Origin of the sequence: Enterococcus sp. 7F3_DIV0205 (genome assembly GCF_002141365.2) — a bacterium.
GTDB classification, from domain to species: Bacteria; Bacillota; Bacilli; order Lactobacillales; family Enterococcaceae; genus Enterococcus_L; species Enterococcus_L palustris.
The window spans coordinates 919,817-941,594 of the sequence record NZ_CP147244.1 but is presented as its reverse complement, the minus strand read 5'-3'; the positions used below and the strand labels follow the sequence as shown (position 1 = coordinate 941,594).

Below are 21,778 nucleotides of genomic sequence, written 5' to 3'. Positions count from 1 at the left end.
AGAGGTGGGATATTCTTTTTTGAATTTTTTTAACTTTCTTTTAATAAGCCAATAGTGTAGTTATTTAATATTTTTTCGCTGTCTCTCTCATGAGTCAACATTTTCACTTCTTTTTTCACGTTGTTTGCATGATTGATATCACCAGCATTTTCCAGCAAATGAATAAAGTCGTATACACGCTCCATATAGACAGGTTCTCCGTCAAGAAGATAATTTAAAAGATTCGTTAAATATTGCAAGTTTAATTTGAAATTGTAGTTTTCATTTTGTTTATCTTGTTTTTTTGCTAATTTAATAAACTTTTCTGCACCGTTATAATCTTTTGCGTATAATCGTAAAGTAATTAGATTAATTAAGATATTGTGAGCAAATTTCTTTGTGGTAAAATCACGTTGTTCTTCATATTTAATTGGAAACATTTTAGCAACAAGTAAATCCGCTTCTTTGGCATTAAAAAATCGAATAAGATTGCTTGTAATCACGTAATCATATTGAAGATAAAATGATTTATTTAACAGTTCTTCTAAAGTGTTGGTAATTTCTTCAGAAGATATCTCATCAATCTCAGGCCAATGATCATGGAAAAAATTTTTAATCGCAATATAATTTGATAATTCTCGTAGTGTCTTATCTTGTTTACTTTTTAAAGAGAAATAATAGTTAAGAAGTTTTTGTTTAGTACTCTTATTTTCTAAATGATTAGCACAATAATAAAAGTATTTTCTAAAATCTTGTTGTTCTTTATCAAATGTTGCAAAATTAAAAAATTCTTCAGCATTAACGGATATATGGCTAAGTATTTCTTCTAGCTCACTAACCTTCAAAGAACGGCGTTCACTTTCAATCTTAGAATAAGTCGATGGATCAGTATAATCTGGCATCATTTCTTTTTGAGTAAGCTTTAATTTTAATCTAAAAAAACGTAAAGTATCTATGATATTCAAGGATTTCCCTCCTTTATTATGCGATTATAGCATAGAATCAATGCGAAATTCCTTTTTTTTATAAAAAGTTCTAAGATTTTAATATTTTATATGCTAATTTCGCATTTTAAAAATTTTTACTTTCCATTTTGAACTTTGTTTGCTATTCTTTACTTAAGGAAAATTATTTGTTTGCAAACACTGATTTTTTTTAAATTGAATAGGAGGTGTTCTTAATGGTTTCTTTTTTGGCTTTAATGTCGGGAGCTATTAGTGTCTATGTGATCTGTGCAGGAGGCTAGAAGTATATATATTCTATTGAATTTTAAGTTATCAAAACCAATTTTGCAAACAAGCAATTTAACTAAAAAAACTAAAAATGTATAAGTAAAAAGTGCGTACCAAAAAAAGTGCAAATAATAGCTTCTGATTTACTTTTCCTGTTGAATGAAGTAAATCAGAGGCTGTTATTTATTTTTAACTGTCTTTTTCTAAATCATCGATGGGCGCTGTTGGAATGATATAGTGTTCTATACCATATTTAGTTGCAAGAGCTTTTGAAAACATTCTTTCTTGAACTACTTTCATATAATTAAAAAAGTCAATTTCAGTTGTAGTTGGCTGTTCTCTTGATAAAATTTCTTTGTCGTATGTCAATGCGATAGCTTCTGAAAAATAATAAGAGTCGTTTTTAGAGATAGAAAGTCTCACTGTATCTCCAAATAGGATATTGTTTTCTTCAGAAAATGAATCTTTTTTCAAGTTGATCAACCATGTATTGTGAAAAGTTGTCCTTATTTTAATTAAATGTTGTTCCATTATTTTTCTCCTCCAGTTGAGTCATTAATTAGTGTACTGTTCTATTATATCAAATGGTAGATAATTTCAAACATTAAGTTTGATAGTAGTCTGTTAAGATTGATTATAGTTGGAAAGAACAGTCTATATCAACATTTTGTCTAGAAACTTTATAATCGAATTTTTGACGATAGGGATTTCACGGCTGATTTGTCTCACTAGCAATCTTTTGGTATGATGAAAAGATTGAATAAAGCAAAGGAGTTAAGGACATGAAAAAAATTACAACTAAACTGTTTATCACACTATTAGAAAATAAAGAAGACCGGTTTGCAGTTATTATCAATCACTGGTTTTATTACATAGAAAAAGGACGTATCTATCGATTCCAACAACATAATAATACAAAAATGCTAGCCATGTTAGGTTCGTTCTATGAAGACGAAATCGGTAGTGAGACGATGATCATGGAGTTAAAAAAAAGTATTATCAACCAAATTCAATATGATTGGTTTACAGATGTTTGGAAAGAAACAATCGTTGAACGAATTAGCCGTTCTTCTTATGATTTAGAAGCTTTCTTTTTTTAAAGAGTGGAAAAGAAAAATCATAGTGCATATCATTTGTAAAAGTAAAAATAGGATAGTAATATAAATCTATCCTAACATTAAACTTTTTTTCATTTACTCTCATGAGTAAAACTCCTTCTCCCATCTTCGATTGAAGATGGGATTCTTTTTTCGTCAGAAAAAGTTCACTCTAAAATCAGTTGTAATTTTCGTTTTTTTTTGCTAAGATTAGTGCATATGAATAAAAATGGTTGGGCGCAAGCTTCAAGGATCAGGTTCTTCAAGGGGTGAGAAGAATGGTTTTTTGAACTTACGCCCTTTTTTTCATTTTCCGATTAAATGAGGGAATAAGTTGTGTTTTTAGTAAATAGAAGCACAAATTATGCCCTTTTTGATTGTAATAAAAAGGGATACGTTCAATAATAAGGTTGAAGAATAAGTAGTCAAATGATAGGGGTGAAAAAATGGTTTTAGAAGCATTAGATAAAATTCGTGACGCTGAAGATAACGTTGAAAAAATGAGACAAAATGCAAAAGATGAACTTAATGTTTATGAGCAAAAAAAAGCCGATGACTTCAAGAAAAAACAAGAAGAAAGCCAAGAAAAAGTCAAGATGTTACTTCGCGAGTTAGAAACACAAAAAAATGAACAACTACAAAAAGAAAAGGACATTTTGCTAAGTGAAGCAAAAATCCAAAATCAAGATTTTAGAGAAAAATATGAAAAGAACAAAGAATCTATCATTGATCACGTAATAGAAAGGGTGAAAAAAATCTATGGCAGTCAATAAAATGGAAAAAATGACGATTATAGCTGCAGCCGAAAAAGAAGAAGCGATTCTTCAGGCCATTCAAGGGATGCAGGCAATCGAAATCAAAGATTTTTTTCATTCAAGTGTAGATAGCTCTTATATAGAAAAACATTTTTCGGCAACATTGGTAGAAGGAGACGAAACTCAAAAGAAACAGTTCCAGACAATGTTGACTGAGATCCAGGAGTCACTAACGTTTATTGAGCGATTCTCCGAAAATACTTCAAAGAAGAAATCCTTTAAAAGACAAATTCGTACATTAAGTTCTTTAGAAAAAGACTTTGATGTGTTTAAAATCAACAGATATTTAAAAGAAATAACCTCACTCAAGAATAGGCTGACAAAGATCGAGACGATCAGAAAGGATTTACTGTCAAAAGAAAACTGGTTAGCCCGTTGGCAGTATTTAGACATTATTCCGAAAAAAAGTGTTCTAGAAAGTAGTAATATCTTGCTAGGATCAATCAATTCTGCCAATCGGATGGACTTTCTGTCAGATTTAAAAAAAGTTTCATCGATTTATGTAGAAGAAATCTATCATAGTCAAAATCATGTCTACTATAGCTTGATTTATCTCAAGGATCAGTCTTCTGACGTGGATGAAATCACAGCTCGATATAGTTTTAATCAATTTGATTATCCATACGATATTTTACCAAAAGAGGCATATCAACAGAATAAAGAAGCAATAGCTGCACTTGTTATGGAGGAGAAACAATTAAAAAATGATTTAACTTCTTATCGAGACCATTTAGAAGAATTATATTTAGCAGAAGAAATGACCTATGCGTATATCCATCGTGAAGACGCAAAAAAACATTTATTGAATACTTCTTACTTTTTTATTATGCAAGGCTGGATTCCTATTGAGGAGAAACGAGAGTTAGCTACTGTATTAGAGGATGCATTACCGAAAGATGAAGTGTATATTTCTTTTGATACGCCATCAGCTGATGAGATTCGAGAAGATATTCCAGTGAAACTAAAGAATAATTCTATAGTAGCACCATTTGAGATGCTTACTGAAATGTATAGCTTACCCAAATATGACGAAATAGATCCAACGCCGATCATGACGCCGTTTTATATGGTATTTTTTGGCATGATGGTGGCAGATATTGGCTACGGATTACTGATGCTTGTAGGTGCATTCCTTGCGTTGAAGTTAATGGTCTTACCTCGAGGAATGAAGCGTTTTGCAGACTTTTTCCTGATTTTATCGTTTCCAACGATTATTTGGGGTTTTATTTACGGCTCTTTTTTTGGCGCTGCTTTACCCAAAATACTATTTGGCGTTCAGTTGCCGTTTCCAATTTTATCAACGACTGAAGATGTGAATACGATTTTGATCTTATCTGTTATTTTTGGATTTATTCAATTGTTGACAGGTCTGATGGTTAATGGCATCGAACTAACGAAGCGAAAACGTTACTTGGACAGTATTGGTGAAAGTTTTGCTTGGCAAGGTTTATTGATAGGAATTTTGATTGTAGTCTTAGGTATGTTGCTATTTCAAAATGATGGTTTGGTTACGGCTGGAATAATTGTGGCGGTCATTTCTGCTTTGTCAATCGTGATCGTACCAATTATTCAAACGAAGTCAAAGGTCAAAGGACTAGCTAAAGGTCTCTATGGATTATATGGTTTGACCGGTTATATTGGGGATTTAGTCAGTTATACTCGACTGATGGCTTTGGGAATCTCGGGAGGAAGCATTGCCGCTGCCTTTAATATGTTAGTAGCGTTTATGCCGCCAGCTGCACGATTTACGGTGGGAATTTTATTGATCATCGCATTACACGCGTTGAATCTATTTTTAAGCTTGTTAAGTGCTTATGTTCATGGTGCACGTCTACAATATGTAGAGTTTTTCGGAAAATTTTATACAGGCGGCGGTCGAGCCTTTAAACCGCTAAAGACAGAAGAGAAATATATGAATATTGAAAAAAAATCAAAAGTAAAAGAATAGTGGAGGAATAATAACATGATAGATTACTTAATTAATAATAATGGTGGAATTCTTTTTGCAGTATTAGGAATGGCGATGGCAACGATTTTAGCAGGGATTGGTTCAGCGAAAGGTGTTGGTTTTACAGGAGAGGCGGCCGCGGCCTTAACAACTGAACAGCCTGAAAAATTTGGACAAGCATTGATTTTACAATTATTACCTGGTACACAAGGATTATATGGTTTCGTTATCGCATTCTTGATTTTTATCAATTTAAACAATGATATGACGATGGTTCAAGGTCTGGATTATTTTGTAGCATCCTTACCAATCGCCTTTGCAGGTTTATTTTCTGGAATCGCCCAAGGTCGAGTAGCAGCAGCTGGGATACAAATTTTAGCGAAAAAACCTGAACATGCAACAAAAGGGATCATATATGCTGCTATGGTTGAAACATATGCCATTCTTGGGTTTGTTATCTCATTCTTACTTGTCCTAAATGTGAAGTAGTAGGAGGAAAAAAATGGATGCAATCGAAAAAATTGTCGAACAAATTCTAGAAAAAGGTCAAAAAGAAGTTTCAGAACGAAAGAAAATTGAACTAGATCGTATCAATCAAGAGTATCAGGAACAGAAAGAAGCATTATTTTTACAAGAAAGTAAACTGATTGAAAAAAATCAAGAACAAACGAATAAAGCTTTTAAACAAAAAGAAAATCGTCAGCAACTGGAAATCAAGCAATCGATCTTGAATCAAAAGCAAGGATATCTGGAGCAGCTTTTTACAGAAGCCGTTGAACGAATGAATCATTGGACAGAAAGTGAATTTCAAACATTTGCAGAGCAAATCATTAATCAGCTACCAATAGAGGGCAAGGCTTACTTAAAATTAGGTTCGTTTTCAAAAGGAAAGTTGTCTGAGCAGTGGATAGTTGAACATTCTAATGAAATTTTGACGTTGATACTGGAAAAAGAAGAAGTTCCAAATGATGGCGGGTTTATTGTAGCAAAAGATGGTATCGAATATAATTTTTTATTTTCCAGTCTAATGCAAGAAATTAAAAAAATGGAAAGTTTTAAAATAGCAGAAATGCTGTTTCAATAAAACAAGTTGCTCCACCTTATATGATGGGAGGATCATAACGAATGAAAGAAACTGCATATAATCAAATCAACCCTTTGATTCGTCTTAAAGAAACAGAACTTTTGAGTAGTGCTCAATATGAACAACTATTAAATGCAAAAAACACTGATGAACTAAAAGAGTTATTAAAAAATACTGTTTATGGAACATATATGACGGAAGATTTTTCTGAGCGTTTTGAATATATTTATTCAAAAGAAAAAGGCAAACTTTATGAATGGTTATATGAAATGGCTCCAGAGCCAGAAGTGATCACAATATATACTTCCAGAGCAACATTTCATAACTTGAAAGTTTTGACAAAAGCTGAGCTGACAGGTCAAGATTTAGACTATCTATTTATTGACGATGGACGATATTCGATAGAAACACTGAAAAGTGCGATTCGTACCCGTGTTTCCAATGAATTGCCGCAAGCGTTGATGAACGCAATTCTTGAAGTGCTAGATTATTTTCAAGAATCGAACACTCTTCAGGCAATCGATATCATTTATGACCGAAATTTCTTAACATTTCAACGACAATTAGCTGAAAAATTAGGAGATAAAGATATACTAGCTGAAGTTACCGCTTTTATTGACTTGACGAATATTTCTACCATGGCCAGAGGAATCATACAAGGTCAGCATGAAAATTTTTTATCAACAGTTCTATCTAGTTCAGGAAGTATTCCTAAAGCGGTGTTTTTAGACTATACAGAGCAATCATTAATTTCTTTTACTGATTTTGTTTTGAGCACGACCTATGGTGGGATGTTAGCGCCAATCGTCTCTGGGGAAACGAAGGAAATAGATTTAGTTGCTTTTGAAAAGGTAAAAGATGATTATTTGACTAGTCTTTATGACAAAGCGAAGATCATGGCTTTTGGTCCATTACCGCTGCTTGCTTTTTTAAATGCTAAGGAAGTGGAATGGAAGAATCTGCGTTTGATTCTAGTTAGCAAACGAAGTAACTTTCCTATAGAAGTCGTGAGAGAAAGGATGCGGATAACAGATGACGTATAGTATAGGCGTAATCGGCGACAGAGATTCTGTTATGCCATTTAAACTTTTTGGCTTTGAGGTAGTTTATGCCGTTTCATCCAAACAAGTTAGAGAGACGATTGAATCAATGGCGAAAAATAATTTCGGTGTTATTTTTATCACAGAAGATGCTTCTGAATTAGCAATTGAAACGATTGAACGATATAAAAGTGAAGTTACACCAGCAATAATTTTGATTCCAAGTCATAACGGAACAAAAGGTATTGGACTGAAAGAAATTCAGGATAATGTGGAAAGAGCGGTTGGACAGAATATTTTGTAGGACGTTAGAATGTTGTTCAGCTTTATAGTTGGTCTAGCTTCACGAGCCAGTTTTTTTCGGCAAATAGATAAAATTAGGTAATGATAAAGAACATCATTGAATGATTTTCATGATTTGTTCAATAAATATACGGGCACGTTCAGCTTTTCTGAATAGGAGGAATGAGTTTGCAAACTGGTAAAATTATTAAAGTATCTGGTCCTTTAGTTATGGCGGAAAATATGTCTGATGCAAGTATTCAGGATATTTGTCATGTCGGGGAACTAGGTGTAATAGGAGAAATCATTGAGATGCGCGGAGATGTTGCATCGATTCAAGTATATGAAGAAACAACAGGGATTGGACCTGGTGAACCAGTTGTTACAACTGGTGAAGCACTGTCAGTTGAACTAGCACCTGGATTGATTTCCGAAATGTTTGATGGGATTCAGCGTCCTTTAGATACATTCGCTGAAATAACAGAAAGTAATTTCTTAAGCAGAGGTGTTCAAATTCCAGCTTTGGATAGAACCAAAAAATGGCTATTTGAACCGACCGTTTCCATAGGAGATGAAGTATCAGCAGGGGATATTATTGGATTTGTTCAAGAGACAAAAGTGATTCCTCACAAAATTATGGTGCCCTTTGGCATCAGCGGAACAGTGGTAGATGTTAAACAAGGTGAGTTCACGATCGAAGAAGTCGTTTATGTAATTAAAACAGAGCTGGGTGAAAAAGAATTTACAATGATGCAAAAATGGCCTGTCCGCCGTAGTCGTCCGATTTTAGAAAAATTAAATCCGGATGTGCCGTTACTTACAGGACAGCGTGTGATCGATACTTTCTTCCCTGTGACTAAAGGTGGAGCTGCTGCAGTTCCAGGGCCTTTTGGGGCTGGTAAAACAGTGGTACAACATCAAATTGCTAAATGGGCAGATGTTGATTTAGTGGTCTATGTAGGCTGTGGTGAGCGCGGTAATGAAATGACAGATGTATTGAATGAATTTCCTGAGCTGATTGACCCAAGTACAGGAGAATCTGTAATGGAACGAACTGTGTTGATCGCAAATACCTCTAATATGCCTGTAGCAGCTCGCGAAGCATCTATCTATACAGGAATCACAATTGCGGAATACTTCCGTGATATGGGCTATTCTGTAGCGATTATGGCTGACTCGACTTCTCGTTGGGCGGAGGCTTTACGCGAAATGAGTGGACGTTTGGAAGAAATGCCGGGGGATGAAGGATATCCTGCCTATTTAGGGAGTCGTCTAGCAGAATACTATGAACGGGCGGGTCAAGTTGTAGCATTAGGAAAAGATCATCGCGAAGGTAGTATTACAGCGATTAGCGCGGTATCTCCATCTGGTGGGGATATTTCTGAACCTGTTACGCAAAATACATTACGTGTTGTAAAAGTGTTCTGGGGTTTAGACGCGACATTGGCACAAAAACGTCACTTCCCGTCAATCAACTGGCTGCAAAGTTATTCATTGTATGATTCTGAGGTTGGCAAATATCTAGATCAACAATTACAAGTTGAGTGGTCTGAGATGGTTACAGAAGGAATGCGCATTTTACAAGAAGAGTCGCAATTAGAAGAAATCGTTCGTTTAGTTGGTATTGATTCATTGTCTGATAAAGACCGTTTAACTTTGGAAGTTGCTAAATCGATTCGTGAAGATTATCTGCAGCAAAATGCCTTTGATGATGTGGATACGTTTACTTCGAGGGAAAAACAATATAAGATGCTACATTTGATTTTAACTTTTTATAAAGAAGGACAAGCGGCATTAAGTTTAGGAGCTTATTTATCAGAAATTATGGCAGGAACAATTGGTCTAAGAGATCAAATTGCTAGAAGTAAATATGTACCAGAAGAAGATATTGATCAATTAGATGGCTTAGCTGATGAAATAAAACAAACGTTAAAACAAATTATCGCAGACGGAGGGATGGCAAATGATTAAAGAGTACCGTACGATCAATGAAGTTGTCGGTCCCTTGATGATCGTTGAAAAAGTTGAAGGAGTTAAATACGAAGAATTGATTGAAGTTCGCATGCAAAATGATGAAATTCGGCGTGGACAAGTTCTCGAAATCAATGGGGATAAAGCAATGGTTCAGATTTTTGAAGGAACCAGTGGAATCAATCTGCGTGATTCAAAAGTTCGCTTTTTAGGTCATCCTTTAGAATTAGGTGTATCAGAAGATATGGTAGGGCGAATTTTTGATGGTTTAGGTCGACCAAAGGATAATGGTCCTGAAATTTTACCTGAAAAAATGGTAGACATCAATGGAGAAGTAATCAATCCAGTTGCCAGAGATTATCCAGATGAATTCATTCAAACAGGAATTTCTGCGATCGATCACTTGAATACATTAGTTCGTGGACAAAAATTACCAGTATTTTCTGGATCAGGATTGCCACATAAAGAATTAGCAGCACAAATTGCACGTCAAGCAAATGTTCTAAATAGCGATGAAGAGTTTGCCGTTGTTTTTGCAGCAATCGGAATTACATTTGAAGAAGCTGAGTTTTTCATGGAAGATTTCCGCCAAACAGGAGCGATCGATCGCTCTGTAATGTTCATGAATCTAGCGAATGATCCTGCGATCGAACGAATCGCTACGCCGAGAATGGCGCTGACTGCCGCTGAATATCTAGCCTACGAAAAAGGCATGCATGTGCTAGTGATCATGACAGATATGACGAACTATTGTGAAGCGTTACGTGAAATTTCAGCAGCGCGTCGGGAAGTACCAGGGCGTCGCGGCTATCCAGGTTATCTGTATACCAATTTAGCTACTCTTTATGAACGGGCTGGTCGTATTCGTGGGTTAAAAGGCTCAGTAACTCAAATTCCAATTTTAACGATGCCGGAAGATGACAAAACACATCCAATTCCCGATTTAACTGGCTATATTACAGAAGGCCAAATCATTTTATCCAGAGAGTTGTATAAGAGCGGAATTCAGCCGCCAATCGACGTTTTGCCGTCATTATCCCGCTTGAAAGATAAAGGGACAGGTGAAGGGAAGACACGCATCGACCATGCGCCTACAATGAATCAGTTGTTTGCAGCCTATGCTCAAGGAAAACAAGCAAAAGAATTAGCGGTTGTCCTTGGTGAGTCGGCTTTATCTGATGTCGATAAAATCTATGCAAAATTTGCTGATCGATTTGAAAAAGAATATGTCAATCAAGGATTTTATACAAATCGCTCAATCAATGAAACATTGGATTTAGGATGGGAATTACTATCGATGTTACCAAGGACTGAATTGAAACGTATCAAAGACGATATGCTAGACGAATACTTGACTGAAGGAGAGTGATCGATTATGGTGCGTTTAAATGTAAATCCTACTCGAATGGAACTCTCTCGTTTAAAAAAACAGCTTGGAACCGCAACTCGGGGACATAAATTGTTAAAAGATAAGCAAGATGAACTGATGCGCCGTTTTATTTTACTGGTCAAAAAAAATAATCAGCTGCGGATCGATGTGGAAGAAGAGTTAACAGCTGCATTAGCTAGTTTTGTATTGGCGAATGCGACATTAAATGAAGCCTTTATTGAAGAATTGGTGGCTATTCCAGCAGATGATATTACTCTTGATGTGATCGAAAAAAATATCATGAGTGTGACAGTTCCAATCATGAATTTCCACTATGATGCAACTGTAACAGAGGCACCACTAAATTATGGCTATCTAAATTCTAATGCAGAACTGGACGGTGTGTTTGCTAAGATTTCGACTATTTTACCCAAATTATTAGAATTAGCGGAAGTTGAAAAAACTTGTCAGTTGATGTCAGAAGAGATTGAAAAAACTCGTCGTCGGGTGAATGCATTAGAATACATGACGATTCCTCAACTAGAAGAAACGATTTATTATATTCAGATGAAGTTGGAAGAAAACGAACGGAGTGAGATCACTCGTTTGATTAAAATTAAAAATATGGGAAGCAATGCTTGATACTTATAATAAAGGAAGTAGCGTGCTTTTACGTCATTTATTAAGAATTAGAGGGTAAAACAAAACTATTTTTTTAGTTTTGTTTTACCCTCATTTTTTTGGATATTCATGACTTTGTACTGTCCATAACTGATCTGTAATAGTTGAAATGAATGAGATGCCAGCATCAGTCTGCCCGTTTGTAAATACGGTCAAAATAAAAGGATGCTCCGTTTCTAAGATGCCGATATCATGCAGAAAACCTTCATAAGAACCAATCTTATGTGCAACTTTTCCTGATGTTGTTGGTGTATCCATTCGTTCATGGAAAACTGTATTTTTCATGTAATCATAGATTGTTTGATACTCTTGATTTGAGGCTTTTTCATCATATAAAATCTTAAGGATTTTTGCCGCATCTTCAGAAGTAAACTTCGCATCATCCCAATCCGTTTCTTTTTGCAAAAAATGAGCGTAGAGTGCTTTTTTGGCTTCAACGCCACCGCCAAAGGTATCATACAACATATTTTTAGCAATATTATCTGAATAGGTGATGTTATATTCTTGCAATGTTCTTAACGAATATTTTGGTTGAATATCATTGATAATAATACCCGTACCATCTTCGTAGTCTTCTTTTTCATTAAAAGTAAGCTGATCATCCCACTTTAAACTACCAGCTTGAACTTTATCAGCAATCATCATAGCTAAAGGTACTTTAATTGTGCTAGCACTATAAAATTCCTTTTCCCCATTAACTGAGATCTGTTTTCCAGTTGTCAGATCGACATAAGTCATGCCCACATCGCCTTTAAACGTTTTCGCAGTATCAGTCATCACTTGTTCGATTTTATGATAAAAATTCGTCAGTTCTGGGCTGTTTATTCTTTTTGTTTCCGGATTTTTAACTGCAGAAGCAGAGGCAGTTTTTATTGGAACGCTAATTTGTTCGCTTGTTTCTGTCCCATTTGCGTAATCTACTGTATGGGTAGAAAAAAAGAACGATACAATCAAAAAGAAACAAATAGAGAAAATCATCCCATATAGAGTCATTTTCTTTTTTTCCAAATACTTTTCGTTCCTTTCAAAAAAGTAGAATTGTAATAATCATATCAAAGAATCATTAAAACCAATTAAATTTCTATAAAAGGTTTAACTAAAAATACGATCATACTCATTTAATCATTTTTTTTATTGATTTGCAAGGTAAGTTAAAGTACGAAAATCATAGAATGTTGATTTGTGGTAAGTGAACCAGAGTGATGTCTGTTCCTAACAGGAGTGGAATTATTTTTTGTGTAGAAATAATATAAGAGATTTAATTGAAGAGCAATTGATAGTCAATGATCGTCAAATAACCGAAGTGGGTCAAAGAAAATAGAAGACAGAAAGAGAAAGAAAAAATAGTATGAATTAAAAATAAGGGCTAAGATCGATTGATTACAATCGTCTAAGCCCTTGTTTTAAATTAGAAAGCTGTTGATTGTGGTTTTCTAATTGTTGTTTTAACTGTTTTGTCTCTTTTATCAACGACTCACCAATTGTTGTATCCTTCACTTTCAGACGTTTCAGCCGTCGATCGACGATTTGCCTTGTCGAAATTATATCATCATTTTTTTGAATCGCCGTTTCTTTGTTCGAAAATGGTTTATGAGCAGCTAACTGCATGCCAAAAGAATTATATAAAAGCGTATAACCGCCAATTCCAGTCACTTTTTGATAGGCTCGCGAGAACCCACCATCAATAACAATCATTTTACCATCAGCTTTAATCGGCGATTCCCCTTTGATCTGCTTCACAGGCGTATGTCCATTAATAATATGAGCATCTGCTTCATTTAGATCAAAAGCACTTAAAATTTGCTGACAGATTTCAGAATTATTCCTCAGTTCATAATAAGCATTTTTTTCTTCTATATGCGTTTCAGTTTCTTGGATAAAATAACGTTCAAAAGTTTTCATTGCTTTTTTCCCAAAGAGAGAAGAACTTTCCCCACACCACAGATACCACACGACATCAGTTGCAAAATCTTCGGACTGCCATCGTTGTGCAAAGGCTTGTTTAATCGCTGTTTCAAAAAAGTCGAGTAAGCTTCTACCTGCATAATTTTGTCCATTAAAGAATGCAGATTGGAAGGAGCCGTCCGCATTAAGAGGAATACAGCCATGAATCAACAAGTTGTGATTATAGGAAAGATAAAGTGAACCTTTTTCTATAAGAAATGCCATATGTTGATTTAATTTTTGAGAGTGTTGGAATTGCTGTAGTAAATCATTTATGATAAATTCTTCTTCTTTTGATAGCTTATAGGGATCGTGCCAATCAACTGTTTGAAAACAAGTGTTGATCAATTGATAGGAATGACTATCAATCGTAATACGGTCATTTTGAATTTTATCTAAGAGCAATCGATGCTCCATTTGAAATTCAGGACGACGTTTAATAAGCTGACCTTCTAATTTTTCTTGAATGATTGCCATCGCTTGTTGAATGTTCATCGCATCAGTTATTTCAGTTATCGTAAGTTTTCTATACGGATTTTTCTTTGGGAGAAAATGAAGGTTCTCCTGAAAAGTTTTTCGACTGTATGATTTTAATAAATTTAGATCGATCCCGTATGCATTTTCCAAAAGATCAAGGTTGCCGTAGCGGGCACAGATTCTCAGAACATTAGCTAAACAAGCTTTAGAACCACTCACAGCACCTAACCAAATAATGTCGTGATTTCCCCATTGGATATCAAGTGAATGATAATCAATCAAACTATCGATTATTTTATCAGGATGAGGACCTCGATCATAAATATCACCGATGACATGAAGATGATCGATCACAAATTGTTGAGTCAAATAGGCTAAATCTTCTATAAAACGTTCTGCTTCACCAAGGTCGATGATTTTTTTGATGATTTGTCGATAGTAGGCTTTTTTATCGGTCGTTTCATCGTATTGATAAATTAACTCTTCTAAAATATAGGCATAAGTTTCGGGTAAGGCTTTGCGAACTTTGGAGCGGGTGTATTTACTTGAAGAAAATCGAACAATAATCAATAAATGTTCAATTGTGTCAAACCACCAAGTTTGCGATAGCAACTGTTGCTCTTGTAATGCTTGAATTTTTTCTTCTGGATAGTAAATCAAAAAACAGAGTTCGTCCATTTGTTCTGCAGAAAGCTTTTGATTGAAAAGTGTATATACTTTGTCCCGAATGCTTCCTGAGCCATTTCTTAAAATATGATTGAACGCATCAAATTCTCCATGAAGGTCACTGATAAAATGCTCGGTTCCTTTAGGTAAATTTAAAATAGCCTCCAAATTTATAATTTCGGCAATCAGTTCATTGGATCGAATGTTATTCATCTAGAGGACTCCTGACTATTTGTTTTGGGCTAAATCTTCGATAATCGTCGTAGTTTCTTCAATTGATTTTTTGTCAACATTGATTACAAGTGCATTGTATTTTTGAAAAATACTATTTGCGTAATCTAGTTCTTCTTGGATACGATCAGCATTTGTATAAGCAGAGTCTTCTTTTAGGCCTAGCGAATGTAAGCGGGACTTGCGAATGTCCATCAAACTTTCAATGCTAGTTGTCAGCCCAATGATTTTTTTGGGATCAATTTGATCTAATTCTGCGGGTAAAGAAACTTCTGGGATCAAAGGTAAATTAGCAACTTTATGATTTCGGTTTGCCATATACATACTTAAAGGTGTCTTGGATGTCCGTGAAACACCTAGTAATACGTAATCAGCTTCTAAAAAGCCTTTTGAATCCTTACCGTCATCGTATCTGACTGCAAATTCTATCGCTGAAACACGGCTAAAATACTGCTCGTTCAACTTGTGGATAGCCCCTGGTTCTTGTAGAGGCTGAATGCCAAAAGTTCCCTCGACGATTTCACTTAGAGGGCTCATATAATCCACATACTGTAACCCAGTTCGATTCGCAAACTCTTTGACTAAATTTACTAGTTTTTTATTAACCAAAGTCGTAACGACAATGGCCTTATCGTGTAAAGCATCTTTTAAAATTGGCTGTAATAGCCCTTCGTCTGTAATGAATGGGAAACGTTTAATATCGCTCATATCAATACTTGGGTATTGAGCTGAGACAGCCGAAATGATTTTTTGTGCGGTTTCACCAACTGAATCTGATACTAAATAAATTTTGATTTTGTCTTTTTTCATGAATGCACTCTCCTATATTGTGATCGTTATAATCTATAGTTTCTTTACAAATAATTTTTGAAAAAAACTATGAATAGACCTTTTTATTTTTTAATAATTTTCTTTTTCAATGTCATTACCTGCATTAATAAAATAAGCCATCATTCTAGTCTTAGTGACTTTACCGATCACTTTTTTTGGCTGACCAATCTCAACAACAGGTAAGGTATCAATACTATGTTGCATCAATAAGCCCCCAGCCTCCAAAATCGTACGGTCGCTAGTGATCGTGATGATATTTGGCATGCGGCTCATAATCATAGCAACAGGTGTTTTTTCTGTATTAGGATTGCTGATAGCCGCTCTTAATAAGTCTTTACGAGATAAGACGCCATTCAACTCATCATTGTCATCTTTTACATACAAAGAACCCACATCGTACATGAACAAATTTGTTACGGCATCATAAACCGTTGTACTCTGGTGGATAAGGATCGGCGGTAGCATAATATCTTCTACTGTTTTCTTGTATAGTTTTTCGTAAAGCAAAGGCTCAATTGTTTGACCAGTATAAAAATAGCCAACTTTTGGTCTAGCATCAAGCAAACCAGTCATCGTCAAAATAGCTAAATCACTGCGTAAGGTCGCACGGCTTAAACCAAGAGTTTTGGCAATACTATCCCCGCTGATCGGTTCATTTTCCTTAACGATTTTGATGATCTCTAATTGTCTTGAGGTAAGTTTCATTTTATCGACCTACTTTCTAAATGTGACACACTAATTATTATATATTTCTTATAAAAATAATGCAACAATAAAAAAAGGGTACACTAATTATTCTTGACAATGAATGTGATACACAATATAATCAATTTTAGATAAATGTGATACACTAATTAAGAAAAAGGAGATTATGCTTGTGACATATGTAATTGATTTTTTAGAAGGAAGTAAAGAACAAGGCGATTTATTAGGAGGAAAAGGTGCTAACTTAGCTGAAATGACAAAATTGAAGCTCCCAGTTCCGACAGGTTTTACGATTACAACAACGGCTTGTTTGGACTATCTTGAAAAGAAAGAAAATGTTTCAACTAAGCTTAATGAAGAAATCCGAGAACACGTCCTTAGTATGGAAAAAAGAACAAAGAAGATATTTGGGGACCCTTTGGATCCTTTATTGGTTTCGGTTAGAAGTGGATCAAAATTTTCAATGCCTGGAATGATGGATACCATTTTAAATTTAGGCCTAAACGATGAAACAGTTCTCGGCTTAGCAGAAAAAAGTGGAGATGATCGTTTTGCTTATGATTGTTATAGAAGATTATTACAGATGTTTGGCGATGTCGTTTGCGGTATTGATAAAAATCGATTTGAAGAACAACTAGATTTTTACAAATCAAAAAATAAATATTTATTAGATACAGAAATGCAAGCCGAAGATTGGCAAGAATTGGTAGCGGTTTATAAAGATATCTTTTTAGAAGTGACCCATCAAGCTTTTCCTCAAGATCCCTACGAACAATTGACTTTGGCAGTGGAAGCCGTCTTTCGTTCTTGGAATAATCGTAGAGCAATTACGTATCGTCGTCTCCATGATATCTCAGATACATTAGGAACTGCCGTTAACATTCAAGAGATGGTTTTTGGAAATTTTGGGGCTGATAGTGGGACAGGTGTTGCCTTTACTAGAAATCCAGCAACGGGTGATAAAGGGATTTTTGGAGAATTTCTTTTAAACGCTCAAGGGGAAGATGTAGTAGCTGGGATACGAACACCGCAGCCAATCAGTGAACTGAATGTTTTGATGCCGGAAGTTTACCAAGAGTTCTTACGCTTAAGTCATCTGTTGGAGAGTCATTATAAAGATATGCAAGATATTGAATTTACGATTGAAAATCGCAAATTATATCTTCTGCAGACGAGAAATGGTAAACGAACAGCCAAATCTGCGTTTAAAGTTTGTATTCAATTAGTTGAAGAAGGAATTATTTCTAAGAAAGAAGCGATTCAGCGAATCAATCCAACTATTGTGACTCAGTTACTTCACCCTGTTTTTGAACCGGATCAACTAAACCATGCTGAGCTTTTTGCTAAGGGACTCCCAGCAAGTCCTGGAGCTGCTAGTGGGAAAATCTATTTTACAGCTGAACAAGCCAAAAAAGCTAGTGAACTAGGAGAGAAAGTTATTTTGATCCGTCAAGAGACATCCCCAGAAGATATTGAAGGCATGGTAGTTAGTGAAGCTATCGTAACCTCTAGAGGTGGTATGACTTCTCATGCTGCAGTGGTAGCCCGTGGTATGGGGGTTTGTTGTGTTGCGGGCTGTGAAGATATTTATGTAGATGAATTTTTAGAACAGGCAACGGCAGGCGATATTACATTGCATCAGGGTGATATCATCTCAGTAGATGGAACTACAGGAACTATTTATCTAGGCAGTATACCTTACGTTGAGGGAGATGAATGGCAATTATTAGAAACCATTACAGACTGGGCAAAAGAGGAAGCGAGTATTGGTGTCAAAGCCAATGCTGAAACACCTAAAGACATTAAAACAGCATTGAAATTAGGCGCTCAAGGAATTGGTTTGGCAAGAACTGAGCATATGTTTTTTGGGGAAGAACGGATATTTGAAATGCGCAAGATGATTCTTGCAGAAAATGAAGAATCTCTGATAGCCCCTTTAAGTTTGTTAAAAGAGTTCCAAAAAGATGATTTTCGAACAATGTTTACCTTGTTAAAAGGAAAAGAGTGTACGATTCGTCTATTAGATCCACCGTTACATGAATTTTTGCCGCAAACCGAAGAAGAAATTATTCATTTGGCCAATGCAACACAGAGAACAGTTGCTGAGATCAAGCATCGAATAGAAGAACTCCATGAACAAAATCCAATGCTCGGCCATCGAGGATGTCGATTGGCAGTTACAACACCAGAAATTTATGAAATGCAAGTAGCGGCTATAATTGAGAGTGCGATAGAAGTCGCTCAAAAAGCAAAGGATCTAAGGATCGTTCCAGAAATTATGATCCCTTTGATTGGCAGCCAAGAAGAGATGCATTGGCTACGAGAACGATTGGTTCAAGCTATTCAAAAAATATTTGACGAAAAAAAGCAAACGATCTCATACAAAATAGGGACGATGTTAGAGATTCCTAGAGCTTGTTTAACAGCAGAAAAAATTGCAACAGTTGCTGACTTTTTTAGTTTTGGTACAAATGATTTAACTCAACTGACTTATGGGTTTTCTCGAGATGATTCAGTGAAATTTATAGGTGCCTATCAAGAGAAGCAATTACTAAAAGAAGATCCGTTTCAGCATATCGATGAAGAAGGAGTCGGTGCTTTGATGAAAATTGCGGTAGATAAAATCAGAAGCGTTGATCCTACGATTAAAATTGGTGTTTGTGGAGAAGTAGGTGGAGATCCGCAGTCCATTCGATTCCTAAAAAAGATTGGTGTAGATTATATTTCGTGTTCCCCATATCGAATCCCATCCGCTATATTGACGATTGCACAAGAACAGTAGAATGAAATACAAGAGATTGTGATGTGACTTATAGAGTCATGTCTCAGCCTCTTGTATTATTTTTTTCTTAGTAGTCTGATTATTTTTCAGTAAATGGTATAATTTATAGGAAGTCTATTGAGAAAGAAGTGAGTGAGATGAATAAGCGATGGAAGTTGTCTATTTTGATTGGCACATTCTTTTTGCTTTTAATTCTAGTAGGTAATTGGTTTTTTGATGAAGAAAACAGTCTTTTCGGAGGAGAATCATCACAGAAACAGGCAAGTAATCAAGAGGATAATTTCTCTAAGGCGGATCGACAAAAGAATATTGATAAGATAATAAATGAGACTCATTTTCAAGGGTCGGTATTGTTAGTGAACCAAGATCAAATTTTCTATCAACAAAGCTATGGTTATGCAGATGCACAAGAAAAACGACCAAATAAAATAGACGGTCCTTTCCCAATTGCTTCTTTACAAAAAATAATTACTGGCTCAATTGTTTTAGAATTAGTAAAAGAAGGTAAGGTAAAGTTAAGCACGACATTAGATACATTTTACCCAGATATTGATCTAAGCCAAGCAATCACGATCCAGCAACTGCTTGATCATAATTCAGGTATTTTCATGGCGGAAGAAGAACCAGAACTATTATTAAAAGATCAAGACAGTCAGATAGAGAATGCTTTAACTGTTATGTCTGTCACGAGCAATAAAGAGTTTAATTATACGAATGTTAACTATACTTTATTAGCAGGAATTATTTCCAAGCTTACAGGTCAGCCTTATGAAGAAGTTGTCAGAAAAAGGGTAATTGATAAACTCTCATTGACGCATACTTATTTTTGGGATGACGTACCAAAAGATGTCATAATTCCCCGTCCTTATTATTACATGGGGGAAGATTATCAAGCAGATCCTTTTCCAGCAAGTGAAAAATTATTCTCTAGCTTGTTAGGTGCAGGAAATATGTATATGTCAACGGAAGATTTTTGGTCGTTTATTCAAAGCTTAGCCAATGGTCAACTCTTTGAGCAAACTGAATATGAGCGACTTGCTGGTACCAAGGAAGAAGGATACCAGGCAGGCATAGTCTATTTTGGTGATTTAAAATATTCTGAAGGGAATTTGGGTGGTTATGATACTGTGATTTATGGCGATCAAGACAATAAAAACGTAGTGATTCTTTTTGCAAACCAACCAGCAGATGATGGGATGAGAGCGTTAAGTGAAGAGTTATATGATCAGTTACTAGAAATGTAAGTCATTTGTTGTGAAAATAATGAAAAATAGATAGGAAGTTTTTCATTTTTGTGCTATTATTTTTAATAAATCAATTGAAGAAGGTGAAGAGATGCCACTCTTATTTGGAACGGCGGAATTTAATGAAAATGAACATTTAACAATCGGCGGTTGCGATACGGTTCGTTTAGCTGAGAAATATGGAACACCATTATTCGTTTATGATGTTGCACATATTCGTCAACGTGCTAGAGGCTTCAAACAAACATTCGACTCTTTAGGAGTAAAAAATAAGGTTATCTATGCAAGCAAAGCATTCTGCTGTTTAGCAATGTATAAACTGCTAGAAGAAGAAGAGCTAGGTTGTGATGTTGTTTCGGCTGGAGAGATTTATACAGCGATCAAAGGCGGTATGTCTCCTGCAAATATTGAGTTTCATGGAAATAATAAGACCAAAGAAGAACTTGCTTATGCAGTGGAGCAAGGGGTTGGCACGATCATAATTGATAATTTTTATGAGATCGAATTGTTAAGTGCTATTTTAAAAGAAAAAAAGAAGAGCCAAAACGTTATGTTTCGTATTACGCCTGGGGTAGATGCTGAAACGCATGAGTATATTCTAACTGGGCAAGTAGACTCAAAATTTGGTTTTGATGTAAATAGTGGACAAGCAACACAAGCGCTAGAAAAAATCATGGCTGATGACTATTTAGTGTTAAAAGGCGTACATTGCCATATTGGCTCGCAAATATTTTCTGCAGAAGGTTTTTTAGCGGCAGTTGAAAAAATGTTGCTGATTTTAAATGAATGGAAAAAAACGTTTGATTATACTGTAGACATCTTAAATATGGGAGGCGGTTTTGGTGTGCGCTATACTGAAACAGATGATCCTTTAGAGCCAGAAGCATTTGTTAAAGCTATTGTAAATGCAGTAAAAGGTCAATGTGAATTGCTTGATTATACGTTCCCAGAAATTTGGATCGAACCAGGGCGTAGTATTATTGCTGAAGCAGGAACAACGATTTATACAGTTGGTGCTCAAAAAATAATCCCTGATGTTCGTCATTATGTTTCAGTAGATGGTGGTATGGGTGATAATATTCGACCAGCATTATATGATGCAGTTTATGATGGCTTTTTGGCAAATAGAATCAGTAACGATGCAGCTGAGAATATGAGAATTGTCGGTAAATATTGTGAATCAGGCGATATTTTGATCAAGGAAATCGCGTTGCCGCCAATGGAAGCAGAAGATTTATTTGCTATGACAAGCACTGGTGCATATGGGTATTCAATGGCTAATAACTATAATCGCAATTTAAAACCAGCAGTTGTTTTTGTGGAAGATGGGCAAGATAAGTTAGTCATACGTCGTGAGACTTATGAGGACTTGGTTTCATTAGATTGTGAGTAATAGTAAT

General features: G+C 35.4%; 19 protein-coding genes and 1 other annotated feature. Of the genes, 13 read left to right on the top strand and 6 right to left on the bottom strand.

The window, feature by feature from the left end; genetic code table 11:
* Window positions 1-29: 29 nt before the first annotated feature.
* Together A5821_RS04380 and A5821_RS04375 are read right to left on the bottom strand one after the other, a co-directional pair.
* Complete coding sequence (locus tag A5821_RS04380) at window positions 30-944, bottom strand: helix-turn-helix domain-containing protein (protein WP_086313396.1); 915 nt, start codon at window positions 942-944, stop codon at window positions 30-32.
* Window positions 945-1,400: 456 nt separating this feature from the next.
* The gene (locus A5821_RS04375) at window positions 1,401-1,742 is read right to left on the bottom strand and encodes a hypothetical protein (protein ID WP_086313395.1); all 342 of its coding nucleotides are present in this window, start codon (window positions 1,740-1,742) and stop codon (window positions 1,401-1,403) included.
* A 251-nt stretch (window positions 1,743-1,993) separates the two neighbouring features.
* On the opposite strand from A5821_RS04375, the gene A5821_RS04370 reads away from it, so the two are divergent.
* The 10 genes from A5821_RS04370 to A5821_RS04325 all read left to right on the top strand — a co-directional run bounded on the left by A5821_RS04370 (window position 1,994) and on the right by A5821_RS04325 (window position 11,459).
* Window positions 1,994-2,311, top strand: a complete 318-nt coding sequence (locus tag A5821_RS04370) for a hypothetical protein (protein ID WP_086313394.1) — start codon at window positions 1,994-1,996, stop codon at window positions 2,309-2,311.
* Window positions 2,312-2,539: 228 nt separating this feature from the next.
* Window positions 2,540-2,587 (top strand) — a sequence feature (sodium ion sensor (DUF1646 type); this cis-regulatory element may regulate processes involved in with the transportation of sodium ions).
* 167 nt (window positions 2,588-2,754) lie between these two features.
* Window positions 2,755-3,081, top strand: a complete 327-nt coding sequence (locus A5821_RS04365; protein ID WP_086313393.1) for a hypothetical protein — start codon at window positions 2,755-2,757, stop codon at window positions 3,079-3,081.
* Window positions 3,068-5,071: a V-type ATP synthase subunit I gene (locus tag A5821_RS04360; RefSeq protein WP_086313392.1), complete on the top strand. Its 2,004-nt coding sequence runs from the start codon at window positions 3,068-3,070 to the stop codon at window positions 5,069-5,071. The genes A5821_RS04365 and A5821_RS04360 overlap by 14 nt, the downstream gene beginning before the upstream one ends.
* Window positions 5,072-5,086: 15 nt before the next feature.
* A complete protein-coding gene (locus A5821_RS04355; protein ID WP_010760283.1) occupies window positions 5,087-5,560 on the top strand; it encodes a V-type ATP synthase subunit K in 474 nt (157 codons plus the stop codon).
* A 13-nt stretch (window positions 5,561-5,573) separates the two neighbouring features.
* Complete coding sequence (locus A5821_RS04350) at window positions 5,574-6,155, top strand: hypothetical protein (protein ID WP_086313391.1); 582 nt, start codon at window positions 5,574-5,576, stop codon at window positions 6,153-6,155.
* Window positions 6,156-6,196: 41 nt separating this feature from the next.
* Window positions 6,197-7,198 (top strand): V-type ATPase subunit, encoded by a 1,002-nt coding sequence (locus A5821_RS04345; protein WP_086313390.1) that lies wholly within the window; start codon window positions 6,197-6,199, stop codon window positions 7,196-7,198.
* A complete protein-coding gene (locus A5821_RS04340) occupies window positions 7,188-7,499 on the top strand; it encodes a V-type ATP synthase subunit F (protein WP_086313389.1) in 312 nt (103 codons plus the stop codon). Before A5821_RS04345 ends, A5821_RS04340 begins: the two co-directional genes overlap by 11 nt.
* A 167-nt stretch (window positions 7,500-7,666) precedes the next feature.
* Window positions 7,667-9,448, top strand: coding sequence for a V-type ATP synthase subunit A (locus A5821_RS04335; protein ID WP_170922953.1), 1,782 nt, complete (start codon window positions 7,667-7,669; stop codon window positions 9,446-9,448).
* Window positions 9,441-10,817, top strand: coding sequence for a V-type ATP synthase subunit B (locus A5821_RS04330; RefSeq protein ID WP_086313387.1), 1,377 nt, complete (start codon window positions 9,441-9,443; stop codon window positions 10,815-10,817). Before A5821_RS04335 ends, A5821_RS04330 begins: the two co-directional genes overlap by 8 nt.
* A 6-nt stretch (window positions 10,818-10,823) precedes the next feature.
* A complete protein-coding gene (locus tag A5821_RS04325; RefSeq protein WP_086313386.1) occupies window positions 10,824-11,459 on the top strand; it encodes a V-type ATP synthase subunit D in 636 nt (211 codons plus the stop codon).
* A 90-nt stretch (window positions 11,460-11,549) separates the two neighbouring features.
* Here the strand turns inward: A5821_RS04325 and A5821_RS04320 are convergent, their stop codons facing one another.
* The 4 genes from A5821_RS04320 to A5821_RS04305 all read right to left on the bottom strand — a co-directional run bounded on the left by A5821_RS04320 (window position 11,550) and on the right by A5821_RS04305 (window position 16,352).
* The gene (locus A5821_RS04320; protein WP_249921822.1) at window positions 11,550-12,506 is read right to left on the bottom strand and encodes a serine hydrolase; all 957 of its coding nucleotides are present in this window, start codon (window positions 12,504-12,506) and stop codon (window positions 11,550-11,552) included.
* A 372-nt stretch (window positions 12,507-12,878) separates the two neighbouring features.
* Entirely contained in the window at window positions 12,879-14,798 is a 1,920-nt protein-coding gene (locus A5821_RS04315) for a fructose-1,6-bisphosphatase (RefSeq protein ID WP_086313385.1), read from the bottom strand.
* 15 nt (window positions 14,799-14,813) lie between these two features.
* On the bottom strand, window positions 14,814-15,626 hold the full coding sequence (locus A5821_RS04310) for a pyruvate, water dikinase regulatory protein (protein ID WP_086313384.1): 813 nt from the start codon (window positions 15,624-15,626) through the stop codon (window positions 14,814-14,816).
* A gap of 90 nt (window positions 15,627-15,716) precedes the next feature.
* Entirely contained in the window at window positions 15,717-16,352 is a 636-nt protein-coding gene (locus A5821_RS04305; RefSeq protein ID WP_086313383.1) for a helix-turn-helix transcriptional regulator, read from the bottom strand.
* Between the two features lie 166 nt (window positions 16,353-16,518).
* Between A5821_RS04305 and ppdK the strand changes: the two genes are divergently transcribed.
* The 3 genes from ppdK to lysA all read left to right on the top strand — a co-directional run bounded on the left by ppdK (window position 16,519) and on the right by lysA (window position 21,771).
* Window positions 16,519-19,134: a pyruvate, phosphate dikinase gene (ppdK, locus tag A5821_RS04300; RefSeq protein WP_086313382.1), complete on the top strand. Its 2,616-nt coding sequence runs from the start codon at window positions 16,519-16,521 to the stop codon at window positions 19,132-19,134.
* 137 nt (window positions 19,135-19,271) lie between these two features.
* Complete coding sequence (locus A5821_RS04295; RefSeq protein WP_086313381.1) at window positions 19,272-20,378, top strand: serine hydrolase domain-containing protein; 1,107 nt, start codon at window positions 19,272-19,274, stop codon at window positions 20,376-20,378.
* 91 nt (window positions 20,379-20,469) lie between these two features.
* On the top strand, window positions 20,470-21,771 hold the full coding sequence (lysA, locus tag A5821_RS04290; RefSeq protein ID WP_086313380.1) for a diaminopimelate decarboxylase: 1,302 nt from the start codon (window positions 20,470-20,472) through the stop codon (window positions 21,769-21,771).
* The last annotated feature ends 7 nt before the right edge of the window (window positions 21,772-21,778 follow it).